The organism is Pectobacterium artocarpous, assembly GCF_046159765.1.
Taxonomy (GTDB): Bacteria; Pseudomonadota; Gammaproteobacteria; order Enterobacterales; family Enterobacteriaceae; genus Pectobacterium.
In genome coordinates, this window is record NZ_JBJXVK010000006.1 from 153177 (window position 1) to 169423 (window position 16247).

Genomic DNA, 16247 nt, shown 5'->3' on the forward strand with positions numbered 1-16247 from the left:
AACAGCACGTTAAACATATAACGCCGTCATATTACGCCTTGTTATGTTCCGCTTTCAGCGCGGTCGCTATCGATTCAGCCTGTGTGCCAACGACAATCTGGACGCTTTGCTTATTCAGACGAATCACGCCCGCCGCACCAAGACGCTTCGCCTGCGCATCATCAACCAGAGAGGAATCTGCCACATTCAAACGCAGGCGTGTGATACAGGCATCAATGCCGATCAGGTTGGCTTTGCCGCCCAGCGCCTGCAAGTAACCCCGCGCCAGTACCGCTGCATCGCCTGATTTCTCGCTTGCAATCGCGGTACTCACGTCATATCCATCAGCTTCGCTACCGCTCACGGCCAGTTCACGTCCCGGCGTTAACAGGTTGAAGCGCATGATGGTAAAACGGAACACCACATAGTAAATGATGAAGAATACCAGCCCTTGTGCAAGCAGCATATACCACTGTGTAGCAAGTGGATTGCGTGAGGACAGCACCATGTCCACCAGACCGGCACTGAAGCCAAAGCCGGCAATCCAATGCATACTGGCCGCGACAAAGACGGAAAAACCGGTCAGTAACGCATGTAGGAAATACAGCACCGGGGCCACAAACATGAAGGAAAACTCCAGCGGTTCGGTGATCCCGGTGAAGAAGGAGGCAAATGCCGCCGCCAGCATGATCCCAGCTACTTTGCTTTTGTTCTCAGGGCGGGCGCAGTGGTAAATCGCCAGCGCTGCCCCCGGCAGGCCAAACATCATTATCGGGAAGAAGCCCGCCTGATAACGTCCGGTGATCCCCACCACGGCTTTGCCAGAATCGATAGACTGCTGACCAGCTAGGAAGTTAGGAATATCGTTGATGCCCGCGACATCAAACCAGAACACAGAGTTCAACGCATGATGTAGCCCAACAGGAATCAGCAAACGGTTAAAGAAGGCGTAAACCCCGGCGCCCACCGAGCCCAACTGTTGGATATGTTCACCGAACGACACTAGCGCATTGTAAATCACCGGCCAGACGTACATTAAAATGAACGCCACCAGAATCATCAGGAAAGAAACCAGAATAGGGACCAATCGGCGTCCGCTGAAGAACGACAGCGCCTTAGGCAGTTCAACCTGGCTAAAGCGGTTATACAGTTCGGCGGACATCACACCGACCAAAATCCCGATGAACTGGTTTTCAATCTTGCCAAACGCAGCGGGCACCTGTTCAACAGGGATCCGTTGGATCATAGCGACAACGGCCGGAGAACACAGCGTAGTCAACACCAGATAACCGACAAAGCCGGTCAATGCCGCCGCACCATCCTTATCTTTCGACATGCCGTAAGCAACACCGACAGCAAACAACACCGCCATATGCCCGATAATCGCCTCACCCGATTTGATGAGGAGTGCCGCCAGCGCGTTCTCGCTTCCCCAGCCAACCGGATCAATCCAGTAACCAATCCCCATCAGGATAGCGGCAGCAGGCAGCGTCGCGACAGGCACCATCAACGCCCGGCCGACTTTTTGTAAATAGCTCAAAGTACTCACTTTTCCCTCTCTTACCTTTGCGAGATAAATGAAATGTTGTGGGGCAAACAAACCTGCCAATAAATTTCACTGCCGAAAAACGTCGCTGTTGAAAATGTCATTGCCAAAAAACGTGACCAGCGGTGGTTCTTAGGGGGAGTGTAAGAAAAATAATTCGCTACACAAATTAAACCCCGTAATTATGTGATAAAAATCACCCAAAAACTGCATATTAAAAGTTTATACCTGAATAAAACCCCAACTTATTTCAAGATTAAAAAAAACGGAGTAGACTAATTTTAATGCATAGACAACACGCGCAACTGGCGCTTGACGCAATAACGCAATTCATTCCACTTGAAAATCAGGAGAGTGCTGATGAGACTCATTCCCTTAACTACCGCCGCAGACGTCGGAAAATGGGCAGCCCGCCACATCGTTGAAAAGATTAACGCTTTCAAGCCCAGCGCAGAGCGCCCTTTTATTCTTGGGTTACCGACAGGCAGTTCACCGCTGGAGGCTTATAAATCGCTGGTCGCCATGCACAAAGCAGGTTTAGTGAGCTTCAAACACGTTGTCACCTTCAATATGGATGAATATGTCGGCCTGCCGACCGACCATCCAGAAAGCTATCATACCTTCATGCATCAGAATTTTTTCAATCACGTTGATATTTTGCGTGAAAACATTAACCTGTTGAACGGCAACGCAGAAGACACCACAGCAGAATGTCACCGTTATGAAGAGAAAATAAAGTCTTACGGAAAAATTCATCTTTTCATGGGCGGCGTGGGTAATGATGGACATATCGCCTTCAATGAGCCCGCTTCCTCTCTGGCTTCCCGTACTCGCATTAAAACGCTGACGGAAGAGACCCGCATCGCGAATTCCCGTTTCTTTGGCGGGGACGTCAGTCTGGTCCCTAAATTTGCGCTGACCGTTGGCGTTGGTACGTTGCTGGATGCCGAAGAAGTGATGATTCTGGTGACCGGCCGCAACAAAGCGCAGGCGCTACAGGCTGCGGTAGAAGGCAATGTTAACCATATGTGGACGATCAGTTGTCTGCAACTGCATGCCAAAGCCATCATGGTGTGCGATGAGCCTTCCACGATGGAGCTAAAGGTAAAAACTGTTAAGTATTTCCGTGAGTTAGAAACGGAAAGTATGAAGAACCTCTAACCGATCGCGGGAGTCGATGATGTACGCGTTAACCCACTGCCGGATTTTCACCGGCCATCAGATTCTGGATAATCACGCCGTCGTGATTGCCGATGGGCTGATCGAGCGAGTCTGCTCACTTGCCGAGCTCCCTGCCGGCATTGAACAACACGACCTGAACGGCGCATTTCTCGCGCCAGGGTTTATCGATCTCCAGTTGAACGGCTGCGGCGGTGTGCAGTTCAACGACTCACTGGACACGATCTCCGTCAAAACGCTGGAGATCATGCAGCAGGCAAACCAGCGTTCAGGCTGTACCAGTTTTTTACCTACGCTGATTACCTCCAGCGATGCGTTCATGAAACACAGCATCGATGTGATGAGAGACTGGCTGGCGCAGAATAAGCATCAGGCGCTGGGGCTACATCTCGAAGGCCCGTGGCTGAACGTGATAAAGAAAGGTACACATGATCCCGCCTTTATTCGCCAGCCCACGCAAGAGCTTGTCGATTTTCTGTGCGCTAACGCGGATGCCATTACAAAAATCACACTGGCACCGGAAGAGGTCGAGCCATCGGTTATCCGTCAGCTAACGGCTACGGGGATTATCGTCTCTGCCGGGCACTCCAATGCAACCTGGGAACAAGCTAAGCAGGGTTTTGCGGCCGGTATTCGTTTCGCGACTCACTTGTTCAACGCCATGCCATATCTGACTGGCCGCGAACCCGGTTTGGTCGGCGCAATTTACGACGCTCCGGAAGTCTATTGCGGTATTATCGCGGATGGGCGACACGTTGACTGGGCCAATATTCGCAATAGTAAACGTATCAAGGGCGATAAGCTGGTGCTGGTTACCGACGCTACCGCACCGGCGGGCGCAGATATTGACCAATTCATTTTTGCTGGTAAAACCATATACTACCGTGATGCCATTTGTGTCGATGAGCACGGCACACTAAGCGGTTCCGCACTGACCATGATTGAAGCCGTGCGTAATAGCGTCGAACAAGCTGGTATAGCACTGGATGAAGCCATTCGAATGGCGACGCTCTATCCCGCTCGCGCCATCGGCGTCGATAAGCAGTTAGGTACTATTGAAAGCGGTAAAGTGGCAAACCTGACCGCTTTTGACCGTGATTATCACATTCTCAAGACGTTTGTTAACGGTAACCCGGTTTGGGGATAAAGTGAAAAACGTCTCGGGGTAAAGCAGACATACGTGGGGTAAACCGAGATAGGCTTGCTCCATGTTGACGAAGACGACGCATTTATCTCTGCGTTATACCTAAAGAAGCGAGTAACTTTTTCATGACCACAGGCGGACAGGCGCAGATAGGGAATGTCGATCTGGTTAAGCAATTAAACAGCGCGGTGGTTTACCGCCTGATTGACCAGCAAGGCCCCATCTCACGAATTCAGATAGCAGAACAGAGCCAGCTTGCACCTGCCAGCGTCACAAAAATCACCCGCCAACTTCTGGAGCGCGGGCTTATCAAAGAAGTCGATCAGCAGGCCTCCACTGGCGGCAGGCGCGCCATTTCAATTATCACCGAAAACCGCCCTTTCCATTCTATCGCCATCCGTCTTGGTCGTTACGACGTGACCATTGGGCTGTACGATTTGCAGGGAAAAGCGCTGGAAGAAATGCACTACGACCTGCAAGAAAAAACACAGGAGGCGCTGGAAGCCGCGCTTTTTCAGGCGATTGGCGGCTTTATCGCCAGCCACCAGCGCCGCATTCGCGAACTCATTGCAATCTCCGTTGTACTGCCTGGGTTGGTTGATCCGGTGGCAGGCATTGTTCGCTATATGCCGCACATCAGCGTGAATAACTGGAAACTGGTTGAAAATCTGCAACGCCAGTTCAACGTTACCAGCTTTGTCGGTCACGACATTCGTAGTCTGGCGCTGGCAGAACACTATTTCGGTGCCACCCACGACTCGCTGGATTCTATTCTGGTTCGCGTTCATCGCGGTACAGGCGCAGGTATTCTCGTTAACGGACAAATTTTTCTCGGCAGTAACGGCAACGTGGGCGAGATCGGACATATCCAGATCGATCCACTCGGCGATCGCTGCCACTGTGGTAACTTCGGCTGCTTGGAAACCGTCGTCGCCAACGCCGCCATTGAACAACGGGTACAACATCTATTACGCCAGGGCTACCCCAGTAAAATCGCTACGGATAAACCAACAATCACCGCCATTTGCAAAGCGGCAAATCGCGGTGATGCCCTCGCACGCGAAGTGATCGAACAGGCTGGGATCAACCTCGGTAAAGCGCTTTCCATCGCAATCAACCTGTTCAACCCTCAGAAAGTCGTGATTGCCGGTGAAATTACCGAAGCAGAAAAAACACTGCTTCCTGCAATTCAACGCTGTATCAACACGCAGGTGCTGAAAGAATTTCGTCATAACCTGCCGATTGAGATCTCCAGCCTTAACCATCTCTCAGCTATCAGCGCGTTTGCGTTGGTTAAACGCGCGATGCTAAACGGCGTGCTACTACAGCAATTGCTCGAAAACGCCTGATCCCCATTTTGGCCAGATTATGCAATCACTAAAAATCTGGCTTTTCCTCTTCATGAATTTGAAGAATCGACACCAAAAAAACGAATAAATTAACGAAATACCACATCAATGGCTTTTTTCATTAAATAATATTGAATTCCTATGGCACTTTGATGCTAAATCAATGTCACTGAGGTCGAATCTGTCATTATTGGGAGTCATGTATGTGTTCTATTTTTGGTGTGCTTGATCTGAAAAGCGATCCTGTTGAACTGCGTAAGAAAGCACTGGAGTTATCTCGTTTAATGCGTCACCGCGGGCCAGACTGGTCCGGCGTTTATGCCAGCGACAAAGCGATTCTGGCTCACGAACGTCTGTCTATCGTTGACGTCAATACGGGGGCACAGCCGCTTTACAACGCCGAGCGCACCCACATTCTGGCCGTTAACGGTGAAATTTATAACCATCAAGCATTGCGTCAGCAATACAGTGACCGTTACGCGTTCCAGACCGGCTCCGACTGCGAAGTCATTCTGGCGCTGTATCAGGAAAAAGGTCCAGCATTCTTGGATGAACTTCGCGGCATGTTCGCCTTTGCCCTGTATGACAGCGAAAAAGACTCCTACCTGATTGGCCGTGACCACCTCGGCATTATTCCGCTGTATATGGGTTACGATGAGCACGGTAACTTCTACGTCGCGTCTGAAATGAAAGCACTGGTGCCGGTTTGCCGCACCATCAAAGAGTTCCCTGCAGGTAGCTACCTGTGGAGCAAAGACGGTGAAATCCGTGAATATTACCAGCGCGACTGGTTTGACTACGAAGCAATAAAAGACAACGAAACGGACAAAGAAGCGCTGCGTGATGCGTTAGAAGAGGCGGTGAAAAGCCACCTGATGTCTGACGTACCATACGGTGTATTGCTCTCTGGTGGCCTGGATTCTTCCGTTATCTCCGCGATCACCAAGAAATATGCCGCACGTCGCGTAGAAGATGATGAGCGTAGTGAAGCCTGGTGGCCTCAGTTGCACTCCTTCGCCGTTGGTTTAGAAGGTGCACCTGATTTGAAAGCGGCGCAGGAAGTGGCTGACCATTTGGGCACCGTGCACCATGAAATTCACTTCACCGTGCAGGAAGGGCTGGATGCAATTCGCGACGTGATTTATCACATCGAAACCTATGACGTCACCACGATTCGTGCTTCAACGCCGATGTACCTGATGTCGCGTAAAATCAAGGCAATGGGCATCAAGATGGTGCTGTCTGGCGAAGGTTCTGACGAAGTATTCGGCGGTTACCTCTATTTCCACAAAGCGCCAAACGCCAAAGAGCTGCATGAAGAAACCGTGCGTAAGCTGCTAGCTCTGCACCAGTATGACTGCGCCCGCGCCAACAAAGCGATGTCTGCCTGGGGTGTGGAGGCTCGCGTGCCGTTCCTGGACAAGAACTTCCTCGATGTCGCCATGCGCATCAACCCACGCGACAAAATGTGCGGCAACGGCAAGATGGAAAAACACATCCTGCGCGAGTGCTTTGAATCCTATCTGCCGCACAGCGTTGCATGGCGTCAGAAAGAACAGTTCTCTGACGGCGTGGGCTACAGTTGGATCGATACGCTGAAAGAAGTAGCGGCTCAGCAGGTTACCGATCAGCAGTTGGAAACAGCACGCTTCCGCTTCCCGTACAACACGCCGGGATCCAAAGAGGCGTACCTGTACCGTGAAATCTTCGAAGAGCTGTTCCCGGTTCCCAGCGCGGCAGAATGCGTGCCTGGCGGCCCGTCAGTCGCCTGTTCGTCCGCTAAAGCGATTGAATGGGATGAATCCTTCAAGAAAATGGATGACCCATCAGGCCGCGCGGTTGGCGTACACCAGTCAGCCTACAAATAAGTTGATGTAGTTTCATCAGTTAACGGGCCATAAAAGGCCCGTTTTTGTACGCTAAATTGATTGGGAATGCGTGTTTTTTGACGTTTTTCTCACCATACTGTTCACAACCCAAACAAACGATACGTTGAGGGCACTTTTCGGGAAAAAACTAGTTGACGCAATTTGGCCAACTACGCATAATGCGCCCCGCAACGCCGATGAAGGTGACGCGGAAAGGATGGCTACGTAGCTCAGCTGGTTAGAGCACAGCACTCATAATGCTGGGGTCACAGGTTCGATTCCCGTCGTAGCCACCATCTTTTTGCGGGAGTGGCGAAATTGGTAGACGCACCAGATTTAGGTTCTGGCGCCGCAAGGTGTGCGAGTTCAAGTCTCGCCTCCCGCACCATTATCTTCTCGGTCTGGCATCGTTTTTCGAAGCTTGTAGTGTGTTGTAGTGATTGGGGTATCGCCAAGCGGTAAGGCACCGGTTTTTGATACCGGCATTCCCTGGTTCGAATCCAGGTACCCCAGCCATTTAAAAACACATGCTGAGAAAATTCGTTGTCCTGTTGGGGTATCGCCAAGCGGTAAGGCACTGGTTTTTGATACCAGCATTCCCTGGTTCGAATCCAGGTACCCCAGCCATCTACTTGATGTAGAAGATGTTGTTGAAGTAAAGTAACATTAGCAATACATTTGGCTACGTAGCTCAGCTGGTTAGAGCACAGCACTCATAATGCTGGGGTCACAGGTTCGATTCCCGTCGTAGCCACCATCTTTTTGGGGTATCGCCAAGCGGTAAGGCACCGGATTCTGATTCCGGCATTCCGAGGTTCGAATCCTCGTACCCCAGCCAAATAAAGCTGTAAAACAGCTAGATACGGGGCGACAATCGAAAGATGTCGCCCCGTTTTCTTATGTCTGGTATTAACATAGTCTGGTGCTAACATATCCACACCAATCATTCGATTTTCCCAAAAGGGCGGGCATGAAGGCTTTATCTACATCCTCTGTTACTCATGATTTCAGCCACGTTGTGCTGCCACAGCAGAATGGCATCGGCCAATCGCGATGGTCTATCATACGTGCACAATTAACCAAGCTGCTACTCAGCGTTGCATTACTCTTCTGCTTCATCACCCCGACTTATGCTGCCAACGCATCTTCTTTCAAGATGTCATCGCAAACGTTCGCTGACCGGATGAATGCTAATCTGACAAAACTCAATATCCCTCTTAAATTGACCATTAATTTGGAAAAGGGAACATCCGTCGATGACTTTCAGCACATTTTTAACGAGTACGTCGGATTAATTGGGTCGGTAGAAAGTAAAAGCCAACAGCTTAATGAGATTGTGCTACTCAGCGCCGCATCAGAACCCGCCGAAACAACAAGACAGAATCTGCAAATCGTTGCAGCCGCGTTTTCTGCGCTATTGGGCGAGAACAACCTTGAAAGCCCTGAGGTAACCGAGATGATGTTTGGCCTGCTTCAGGATACCCAAACCTCAGGTAAAGGCGTTCGGCAAGTAGGAAAGGTTCGCTTTACAGCAACAACCAATGAGGACACCGATATTATCTTCACCGCCGAGCCCATGCCGTAGCGGGCAGCGTCCTCATTATTCATCAGACGCCAATGGCATATTTCAAGGCGCGCTGTTTTAACACGCCAGCGCGCTGTGCAACCATCAGCGCCATATTGCGTGCAAAGTTCAGCGGCGGTAACGCATTACTAAACGCGTTATAGAAGAGATCCATCCCACTTTGCATCATCAGGTTATCCGGCATACGACGGCACTGGTAGCGACGTAAAACACGCTCAGAAGCCCACGCCTCCCCCGCATTACGCGCGTTGATTAACACGTCCAGCAATGCCTCAACATCACGATATCCCAGATTAACGCCCTGCCCCGCCAGCGGATTAATGGTATGCGCCGCATCCCCCAGCAGCACCAAACCAGGCTTGATATAAGTTTGCGCATGGCGTCTGACCAGCGGGAATGAACCAGCGGAAAGCGCCTTGACCGTACCCAGCCGTTCAGGAAACGCGGCTGCGATCTCTTTATCCAGTTGTGTAAGCGGCATCGCCTGAAGCTGACGAATACGCTGCGGACTGTCATACCACACCAGCGATCCCCACTGATCAAACAGCGGTAAAAACGCACGTGGGCCGCTCGGCGTGAACTGCTGCCAGGTTACATCCTGCTGAAGTTGAGAAGTCTCAACACCAATCAACATACAAGACTGACGATACTGCCAGCCACTGATACCAATTCCCGCCCACTGGCGAACCTGAGAGTTCGCGCCATCGGCACCAATCACCAGCGAAGCCGTCAGCTGCTGCCCGTCAGCAAGCTGTAAACACCAGCCGTCATCCGTGCGTTGCAGATTCTGTGGCGTGACAGGGCAATAGCATTGGCAGCGTCTCTCTTCCTGCAAACTGTCCCAAAGCGCCAGTTGCAGCACGCGGTTCTCCACCATAAAACCCAGTTCGGGCAGATGAATGTCCGCCGCATCGAAAACGACTCTGGCATTCTCCCATTCCCAGGTTTCCAGTCGGCGGTAAGGCGCACTGCGCATCTGCTGCACTCGTTGCCAGGTGCCCAGTTCTTTCAGTAGCGCAACCGAGGCGTAACCAATCGCCGAGATCCGTAGATCAGGTGGACTGGTTGCATCAAACGGCGTCGGCATATCCTGCTCAATCACTGCGACCTGAAATTCTTGCTGTGACAGCCCAAGCGCTGCAGCCGCGCCAACCATGCCTCCGCCAACCACAATCACATCGTAATGCATATTGGCTTTATCCTCTCTGGTTCCGGTGTATTCACACCAGTAAAAGTGCATGAAAGTAGTGTACTGGATCTGTGGGTGATTTTTCAGAAAAGCCGCATTTTTATAGAAAGTAAGGGGTTATCAAATCCGTGCGATTTCCGGTGCTGGTCACAACGTCAGCGAACGATTACAATACCCGCCCCAAATGAGGGGAATCTTTCTTATCCGCACTGAGTAATGGCAAGTCGATGACAAAAAAACTGCATATTAAAACCTGGGGCTGTCAGATGAATGAGTACGATTCATCGAAGATGGCTGATTTACTGGGAAGTACGCACGGCTATGAGCTGACTGAAATCGCTGAAGAAGCCGATGTCCTGTTGCTCAATACCTGCTCGATCCGTGAAAAGGCGCAGGAAAAGGTCTTCCATCAACTTGGTCGCTGGAAGGCGCTGAAAGATCATAATCCCAATCTGATTATTGGCGTCGGCGGCTGCGTCGCCTCACAGGAAGGCGCGCATATTCGTGAACGAGCGCACTACGTTGACGTTATTTTTGGCCCGCAAACCTTGCACCGCCTGCCGGAAATGATTAACCACGTTCAGGGCACTCGCAGTCCCATCGTTGACATCAGTTTCCCTGAAATCGAAAAATTTGACCGTCTGCCAGAACCTCGCGCCGAAGGGCCAACGGCATTCGTCTCCATCATGGAAGGCTGCAATAAATATTGCACATTCTGCGTTGTGCCTTATACCCGCGGCGAAGAAGTCAGCCGCCCTTGCGATGATGTGTTGTTTGAAATCGCTCAACTTGCCGCGCAAGGCGTGCGTGAAGTCAACCTTCTGGGGCAGAATGTTAACGCCTATCGCGGCGCAACCTATGACGGTGAAATTTGTTCTTTTGCCGAATTGCTGCGTCTGGTCGCCGCGATTGACGGGATCGACCGCATTCGCTTTACCACCAGCCATCCAATCGAATTCACAGACGATATTATCAGTGTCTATGAAGACACGCCTGAACTGGTCAGCTTTCTGCACTTACCAGTACAAAGCGGCTCAGACCGCGTGCTGACGATGATGAAACGCCGTCATACCGCGCTGGAATACAAAGCGATCATCCGTAAGCTGCACAACGCACGCCCAGGCATCCTGATCAGTTCTGACTTTATCGTCGGTTTCCCAGGCGAAACGCAGGCTGACTTTGAACAAACGATGAAGCTGATTTCTGACGTGAATTTCGATATGAGCTACAGTTTTGTCTATTCCGCCCGTCCGGGAACACCGGCTGCGGATATGATTGATGACGTGCCAGAAGAAGAGAAAAAACAGCGTCTGTACCTTCTGCAAGAGCGTATCACCCAGCAGGCGATGCGCTTCAGCCGCCTCATGTTAGGCACCGTCCAGCGTATTCTGGTGGAAGGCACCTCGCGTAAGAGCGTGATGGAGCTGTCTGGACGTACGGAAAACAACCGCGTCGTTAACTTCGAAGGCACACCGGATATGATCGGTAAATTCGTTGATGTGGAAATCGTCGATGTTTACACCAACTCACTGCGCGGCATCGTAGTACGTACCGAAGATCAAATGGATCTGCGCGTACACGAATCGCCATCTTCCGTGATTGCGCGTACTCGCAAAGAGAATGAAATCGGCGTCGGGTTCTACCAACCGTAACCAGCCTTTATTCATCTGGATCGTATTATGGGTGGCAAAGCCACCCATTTTTTATGACGGACATCCTTGTCCGTCCCCCTTCGGGCCGTCGCTAGCGACGTTGAAAAACGCAGGGAGCGTTTTTTTATGCTCCCCGTGGTGGGCCTGACTTTACCGCATTAAGAACACGCCAGCATTTTTTGCGATAGAACAGCTTAATCATCTGTTTCAATTTCATGGCGCTTACATTTGCTTTTGCGAGGCGGCATCCCAATATCATGATTGTGACTTGCACCATCAGGCATTCACGATGAATAATTCATGCATATGGCAGACACATCACGCCGTCTGACAACTGTTCATTTGTGCGGGAAGAATAGCGCCGGCACAGCAACGCTCAAGAGGAATAATTTGAACGTAACGACAAAAGAGATTGCCCTTGAACCCGCAGATAACCAACGCCTGCTCAGCCTTTGCGGTCCCTTTGATGACAATATTAAGCAGTTAGAGCGTCGTTTAGGCATCGAGATCAATCGACGGGATAATCAGTTTAAACTGGTCGGCAAAAACCTGCTGACGCAAGCTGCGGCGGATATCCTGCAACGTCTGTATGTCGATACCGCCCCGGTACGTGGTGTCATCGGTGATATCGATCCTGAGCAAATTCACCTTGCGATTAAAGAATCCCGCGTGCTGGAACAGTCTGCGGAGCACGTTCCTGACTATGGCAAAGTGGTCAATATTCGTACCAAGCGCGGTGTCATCAAACCGCGCACGCCGAATCAGGCACAGTATGTCGCTAATATCCTCGATCACGACATCACATTCGGTGTTGGTCCGGCAGGAACGGGGAAAACCTACTTAGCCGTCGCCGCCGCCGTAGATGCACTGGAGCGTCAGGATATTCGCCGTATCCTGCTAACGCGTCCAGCGGTCGAAGCCGGTGAGAAACTGGGTTTCCTGCCTGGCGATCTGAGCCAAAAAGTCGATCCTTACCTGCGTCCGCTTTATGATGCCTTATTTGAAATGCTGGGCTTTGAGCGTGTAGAGAAACTCATCGAGCGCAACGTGATTGAAGTCGCACCATTGGCTTACATGCGTGGTCGCACGCTGAACGATGCATTTATCATTCTGGATGAAAGCCAGAACACCACCATCGAACAAATGAAAATGTTCCTGACGCGCATCGGCTTCAACTCAAAAGCCGTCATCACCGGTGACGTTACGCAGATCGACCTGCCGAGGAATATGAAATCTGGCTTGCGTCACGCCATTGAGGTGCTGGCCGATGTGGAAGAGATCAGTTTTAACTTTTTTCACAGCGAAGACGTGGTGCGTCATCCCGTCGTTGCGCGGATTGTGAATGCCTATGAAGCGTGGGAAAATGCCGAGCAGAAACGTAAAGACGCCTTAGCAGAACAGCGTAAGCGTGAAGCACAGGCTGCCGCATCAGATCAGGAGCAAAAATGAGTCAGGTGATTCTCGATTTACAAATCGCCAGCGAGCAAGCACAGGGGCTACCGGAAGATAAAGATTTTCAGCGTTGGCTGGAAGGCGTTCTGCCACAGTTTCAGGAAGTCTCTGAAGTCACCATCCGTATCGTGGATGCAGCCGAAAGCCGCGATCTGAATAACACCTATCGTGGGAAAGACAAGCCGACCAACGTACTGTCGTTTCCTTTTGAGGCTCCGCCTGAGGTCGAGCTTCCTCTGCTTGGCGATTTAATTATCTGCCGCCAGGTTGTCGAACAAGAAGCCGCAGAGCAGGAAAAAACCGCAGAAGAGCACTGGGCGCACATGGTTGTCCATGGTAGCCTGCATCTGCTAGGGTATGACCATATCGAAGACAGCGAAGCCGAAGAAATGGAAGCGCTGGAAACCGAGATTATGCAAAGTATGGGCTATGCCGATCCTTACCTTGCAGAAAAAGATGGCCTTACCGAATAAATAGAAATACATTTTGTATAGATCCTAAATAATTCGAGTTGCAAGACAAAGCGTTATCGCTTTGAACAACGCAAGGCGTTGGAAGACCATTTATGGGACTCGTAACGCGGCGACACAACGAATCCCAGGAGCTTACACCAGTAAGTAACTGGGTGAATGAGGAAAGCCAACGCACATGCAGCTTGAAGTATGACAGGTCTAGCCCGAGATCGGGAAGATGTCGGGTACTTCTCTGCCCCACGTCAACCGCTGTGCCACTTCCAGCAGTTGGCAATTATCCTTTAACATGAGTGATGTTAATTAAAACGCATGAGCGACGACCATTCTCAAAACAGCGATGCACCCAGTCCCAAAAAGGGCTTCTTTTCTCTTATTCTTAATCAGCTTTTTCACGGCGAGCCAAAAGATCGTAACGGTTTACTCACTCTGATTCGTGATTCCGAACAGAATGACCTGATTGATCCTGAAACACGAGATATGCTCGAAGGCGTCATGGATATCGCCGACCAGCGTGTACGCGACATCATGATCCCTCGCTCACAGATGATTACACTCAAGCACGATCAAACGCTGGAAGAGTGCCTGGACGTCATTATCGAATCCGCCCACTCTCGTTTTCCCGTTATTAGCGAAGATAAAGACCACATTGAAGGCATCCTGATGGCGAAGGATTTGCTGCCGTTTATGCGCAGTGATTCCGAGCCCTTCAGTATGGATAAAGTTCTGCGCTCCGCCGTTGTGGTTCCAGAAAGTAAACGCGTTGATAGAATGCTGAATGAGTTCCGCTCGCTGCGCTATCACATGGCGATTGTCATTGATGAATTTGGTGGCGTATCTGGGCTGGTTACGATTGAAGATATTCTTGAGCTGATTGTCGGCGAAATTGAAGACGAATACGACGATGAAGAAGACAGAGATATTCGTCAGCTTAATCGCCAAACCTACACCGTGCGTGCGTTAACCGATATCGAAGATTTCAATGAGGCTTTCGGCACACGCTTCAGCGATGACGAAGTCGACACGATTGGTGGTCTGGTTATGCAGTCTTTTGGGCACCTCCCTGCCCGGGGCGAAACCATCGACATAGAAGGTTACCTGTTTAAAGTTGCGATGGCGGACAGCCGCCGTATTATCCAGGTTCATGTTAGAATCCCTGACGATGCCCCTCAACCAAAATTGGAAGAATAATTTGGCAACGGTTGTCGCTTCTGTTCTACAACGCCAGCAGGTCAAAGCCCTGCTGGCGCTCTTATTTGGTGCTTGTGGCACACTGGCATTTTCTCCCTTTGATTTCTGGCCTGCGGCGATTATTTCGCTTATGGGTCTACAGGCGCTGACGCTAAACCGGACTAGCCGTCAATCCGCCGGGATAGGGTTTTGCTGGGGATTAGGCTTGTTCGGCAGCGGCATTAACTGGGTTTACGTCAGTATCGCGCAATTTGGCGGGATGCCGGATCCTGTAAATATCGCACTGGTCGTTTTGCTGGCGGCCTATTTGTCGCTCTACCCCCTGCTGTTTGCTGTCCTGCTCTCACGTCTCAGCCCGAAGACAACGCTGCTGCGTCTGGCGCTTGCCGCTCCCGTGCTCTGGCAGTTAACCGAATTTCTCCGCGGCTGGGTGCTTACTGGTTTTCCGTGGCTGCAATTCGGCTACAGCCAAATTGACGGACCGCTAAAAGGTATTGCCCCTATTCTGGGTATCGACACCATTACCTTCCTCTTGATGAGCCTAAGCGGACTACTCGTTTATGCCATCACTCAAAGAAAAATCGTACCGGCGGTGGTCACGCTTGGCGTTTTTGCTCTAGCATGGCCGTTACGCAACGTGCAGTGGTACACCCTGCAACCTGAACGCGCCGTCAATGTCGCACTAGTACAGGGCAATATCCCGCAGGTGATGAAATGGGAACAGGATGAGCTGTTGAACACGCTGCGGATCTATCTGGATAACAGCCTGCCCTATATGGACAAAGCACCTATCGTTATCTGGCCGGAAACTGCGATCCCTGATATTGAAAGCCGCCAGAACGCCTATCTGAAACAGATTGACGATATTCTGCGTAGCCGTAACAGCAGCCTGATTACGGGTATTGTCGATATCCGACGTGACGGTAATCAAACCGATTTTTATAACTCCGTTATCGTTTTGGGCGATAGAGATCCCTATCACTACCCGACAACGAACCGTTACAACAAAAACCATCTGGTGCCTTTTGGCGAGTTTGTCCCGCTGGAAACCCTGTTACGCCCGCTGGCACCGTTCTTCGATCTCCCGATGTCGTCGTTTAGTCGGGGAGACTACGTTCAGCCTCAGCTTTCGGTTCATGGCTTCAAACTTAATGCCGCCATTTGTTATGAGATTATCTTAGGCCAGCAGTTGCGGGATAACTTCCGACCAGACACCGATATGTTACTGACTATCTCGAACGATGCCTGGTTTGGTCATTCAATCGGGCCGTGGCAGCATTTTCAAATGGCACGCATGCGCGCGCTGGAATTAGGGCGTCCTCTGGTTCGTAGTACCAATAACGGCGTCACAGCGGTGATTACGCCAGATGGCAATGTCAGCGCCAGCCTGCCACAGTTTACACGTGCGGTACTGGACGCACAGGTCGTGCCGGCAACCGGGATCACGCCTTATGCACGCTTTGGTTCCTCGCCGCTCTGGTTCATTACGCTACTTGGCAGCATCGTTACCGTTTTCTTCGGTTTGCGCCGACAATAGCCAACTCCTTTTCACTTCCCTAAGGGCATGCTTTTGCATGCCTTTTTTATTTATGGCACGGTATTTGCCTGCTATTACCTTGTAAAAGGTTGTTTCTGTATTTTTT

The 16247-nt window shown here is 50.9% G+C and carries 12 protein-coding genes and 6 tRNA genes; 16 read left to right on the forward strand and 2 right to left on the reverse strand.

All coding sequences use genetic code 11. The annotated features are described in order from the left end of the window. Positions 1-31 precede the first annotated feature (31 nt). Positions 32-1528, reverse strand: coding sequence for an N-acetylglucosamine-specific PTS transporter subunit IIBC (nagE, locus tag ACKQAD_RS05790; RefSeq protein WP_409159278.1), 1497 nt, complete (start codon positions 1526-1528; stop codon positions 32-34). A gap of 357 nt (positions 1529-1885) precedes the next feature. Between nagE and nagB the strand changes: the two genes are divergently transcribed. The 11 genes from nagB to ACKQAD_RS05845 all read left to right on the forward strand — a co-directional run bounded on the left by nagB (position 1886) and on the right by ACKQAD_RS05845 (position 8650). Next, a complete protein-coding gene (nagB, locus tag ACKQAD_RS05795) occupies positions 1886-2686 on the forward strand; it encodes a glucosamine-6-phosphate deaminase (RefSeq protein WP_409159279.1) in 801 nt (266 codons plus the stop codon). Between the two features lie 19 nt (positions 2687-2705). Continuing rightward, the gene (gene nagA / locus ACKQAD_RS05800) at positions 2706-3851 is read left to right on the forward strand and encodes an N-acetylglucosamine-6-phosphate deacetylase (protein ID WP_409159320.1); all 1146 of its coding nucleotides are present in this window, start codon (positions 2706-2708) and stop codon (positions 3849-3851) included. Positions 3852-3973: 122 nt separating this feature from the next. After that, positions 3974-5197 carry a DNA-binding transcriptional regulator NagC gene (gene nagC, locus ACKQAD_RS05805; RefSeq protein WP_409159280.1) on the forward strand — a complete coding sequence of 408 codons (1224 nt, stop codon included), beginning with the start codon at positions 3974-3976 and terminating at the stop codon, positions 5195-5197. A gap of 203 nt (positions 5198-5400) precedes the next feature. Then, on the forward strand, positions 5401-7065 hold the full coding sequence (gene asnB, locus ACKQAD_RS05810; protein WP_409159281.1) for an asparagine synthase B: 1665 nt from the start codon (positions 5401-5403) through the stop codon (positions 7063-7065). Positions 7066-7284: 219 nt separating this feature from the next. Next, positions 7285-7361 (forward strand) — tRNA-Met (locus tag ACKQAD_RS05815). A gap of 7 nt (positions 7362-7368) precedes the next feature. Continuing rightward, positions 7369-7453, forward strand: a tRNA-Leu gene (locus tag ACKQAD_RS05820). A 53-nt stretch (positions 7454-7506) separates the two neighbouring features. Further along, positions 7507-7581, forward strand: a tRNA-Gln gene (locus tag ACKQAD_RS05825). A gap of 36 nt (positions 7582-7617) precedes the next feature. Then, positions 7618-7692: transfer RNA gene (locus ACKQAD_RS05830), tRNA-Gln, on the forward strand. A 53-nt stretch (positions 7693-7745) separates the two neighbouring features. Then, a tRNA-Met gene (locus ACKQAD_RS05835) sits at positions 7746-7822 on the forward strand. Between the two features lie 6 nt (positions 7823-7828). Next, positions 7829-7903, forward strand: a tRNA-Gln gene (locus ACKQAD_RS05840). Positions 7904-8035: 132 nt separating this feature from the next. Next, positions 8036-8650 (forward strand): hypothetical protein, encoded by a 615-nt coding sequence (locus ACKQAD_RS05845; RefSeq protein ID WP_409159282.1) that lies wholly within the window; start codon positions 8036-8038, stop codon positions 8648-8650. A gap of 22 nt (positions 8651-8672) precedes the next feature. Here ACKQAD_RS05845 and ubiF read toward each other — a convergent pair whose 3' ends face one another. Then, a complete protein-coding gene (gene ubiF / locus ACKQAD_RS05850) occupies positions 8673-9839 on the reverse strand; it encodes a 3-demethoxyubiquinol 3-hydroxylase (RefSeq protein WP_409159283.1) in 1167 nt (388 codons plus the stop codon). 227 nt (positions 9840-10066) lie between these two features. Between ubiF and miaB the strand changes: the two genes are divergently transcribed. The 5 genes from miaB (at position 10067) to lnt (ending at position 16141) form a co-directional block, all read left to right on the forward strand. After that, positions 10067-11491 (forward strand): tRNA (N6-isopentenyl adenosine(37)-C2)-methylthiotransferase MiaB, encoded by a 1425-nt coding sequence (gene miaB / locus ACKQAD_RS05855; protein WP_409159284.1) that lies wholly within the window; start codon positions 10067-10069, stop codon positions 11489-11491. A gap of 390 nt (positions 11492-11881) precedes the next feature. Further along, complete coding sequence (locus ACKQAD_RS05860; protein WP_409159285.1) at positions 11882-12940, forward strand: PhoH family protein; 1059 nt, start codon at positions 11882-11884, stop codon at positions 12938-12940. Continuing rightward, positions 12937-13416: an rRNA maturation RNase YbeY gene (gene ybeY / locus ACKQAD_RS05865; protein ID WP_409159286.1), complete on the forward strand. Its 480-nt coding sequence runs from the start codon at positions 12937-12939 to the stop codon at positions 13414-13416. The genes ACKQAD_RS05860 and ybeY overlap by 4 nt, the downstream gene beginning before the upstream one ends. Before the next feature lie 309 nt (positions 13417-13725). Next, positions 13726-14604, forward strand: coding sequence for a CNNM family magnesium/cobalt transport protein CorC (gene corC / locus ACKQAD_RS05870; protein ID WP_409159287.1), 879 nt, complete (start codon positions 13726-13728; stop codon positions 14602-14604). Position 14605: 1 nt separating this feature from the next. Next, positions 14606-16141, forward strand: coding sequence for an apolipoprotein N-acyltransferase (gene lnt, locus ACKQAD_RS05875; RefSeq protein WP_409159288.1), 1536 nt, complete (start codon positions 14606-14608; stop codon positions 16139-16141). Positions 16142-16247: the final 106 nt, after the last annotated feature.

Excerpts from the sequence above, each read along its gene's own strand:
- nagB (WP_409159279.1), top strand. The coding sequence starts at position 1,886 with ATGAGACTCATTCCCTTAACTACCGCCGCAGACGTCGGAAAATGGGCA.
- nagA (WP_409159320.1), top strand. The coding sequence starts at position 2,706 with ATGTACGCGTTAACCCACTGCCGGATTTTCACCGGCCATCAGATTCTG.
- nagC (WP_409159280.1), top strand. The coding sequence starts at position 3,974 with ATGACCACAGGCGGACAGGCGCAGATAGGGAATGTCGATCTGGTTAAG.
- asnB (WP_409159281.1), top strand. The coding sequence starts at position 5,401 with ATGTGTTCTATTTTTGGTGTGCTTGATCTGAAAAGCGATCCTGTTGAA.
- ACKQAD_RS05845 (WP_409159282.1), top strand. The coding sequence starts at position 8,036 with ATGAAGGCTTTATCTACATCCTCTGTTACTCATGATTTCAGCCACGTT.
- ubiF (WP_409159283.1), bottom strand. The coding sequence starts at position 9,839 with ATGCATTACGATGTGATTGTGGTTGGCGGAGGCATGGTTGGCGCGGCT.
- miaB (WP_409159284.1), top strand. The coding sequence starts at position 10,067 with ATGACAAAAAAACTGCATATTAAAACCTGGGGCTGTCAGATGAATGAG.
- ybeY (WP_409159286.1), top strand. The coding sequence starts at position 12,937 with ATGAGTCAGGTGATTCTCGATTTACAAATCGCCAGCGAGCAAGCACAG.
- corC (WP_409159287.1), top strand. The coding sequence starts at position 13,726 with ATGAGCGACGACCATTCTCAAAACAGCGATGCACCCAGTCCCAAAAAG.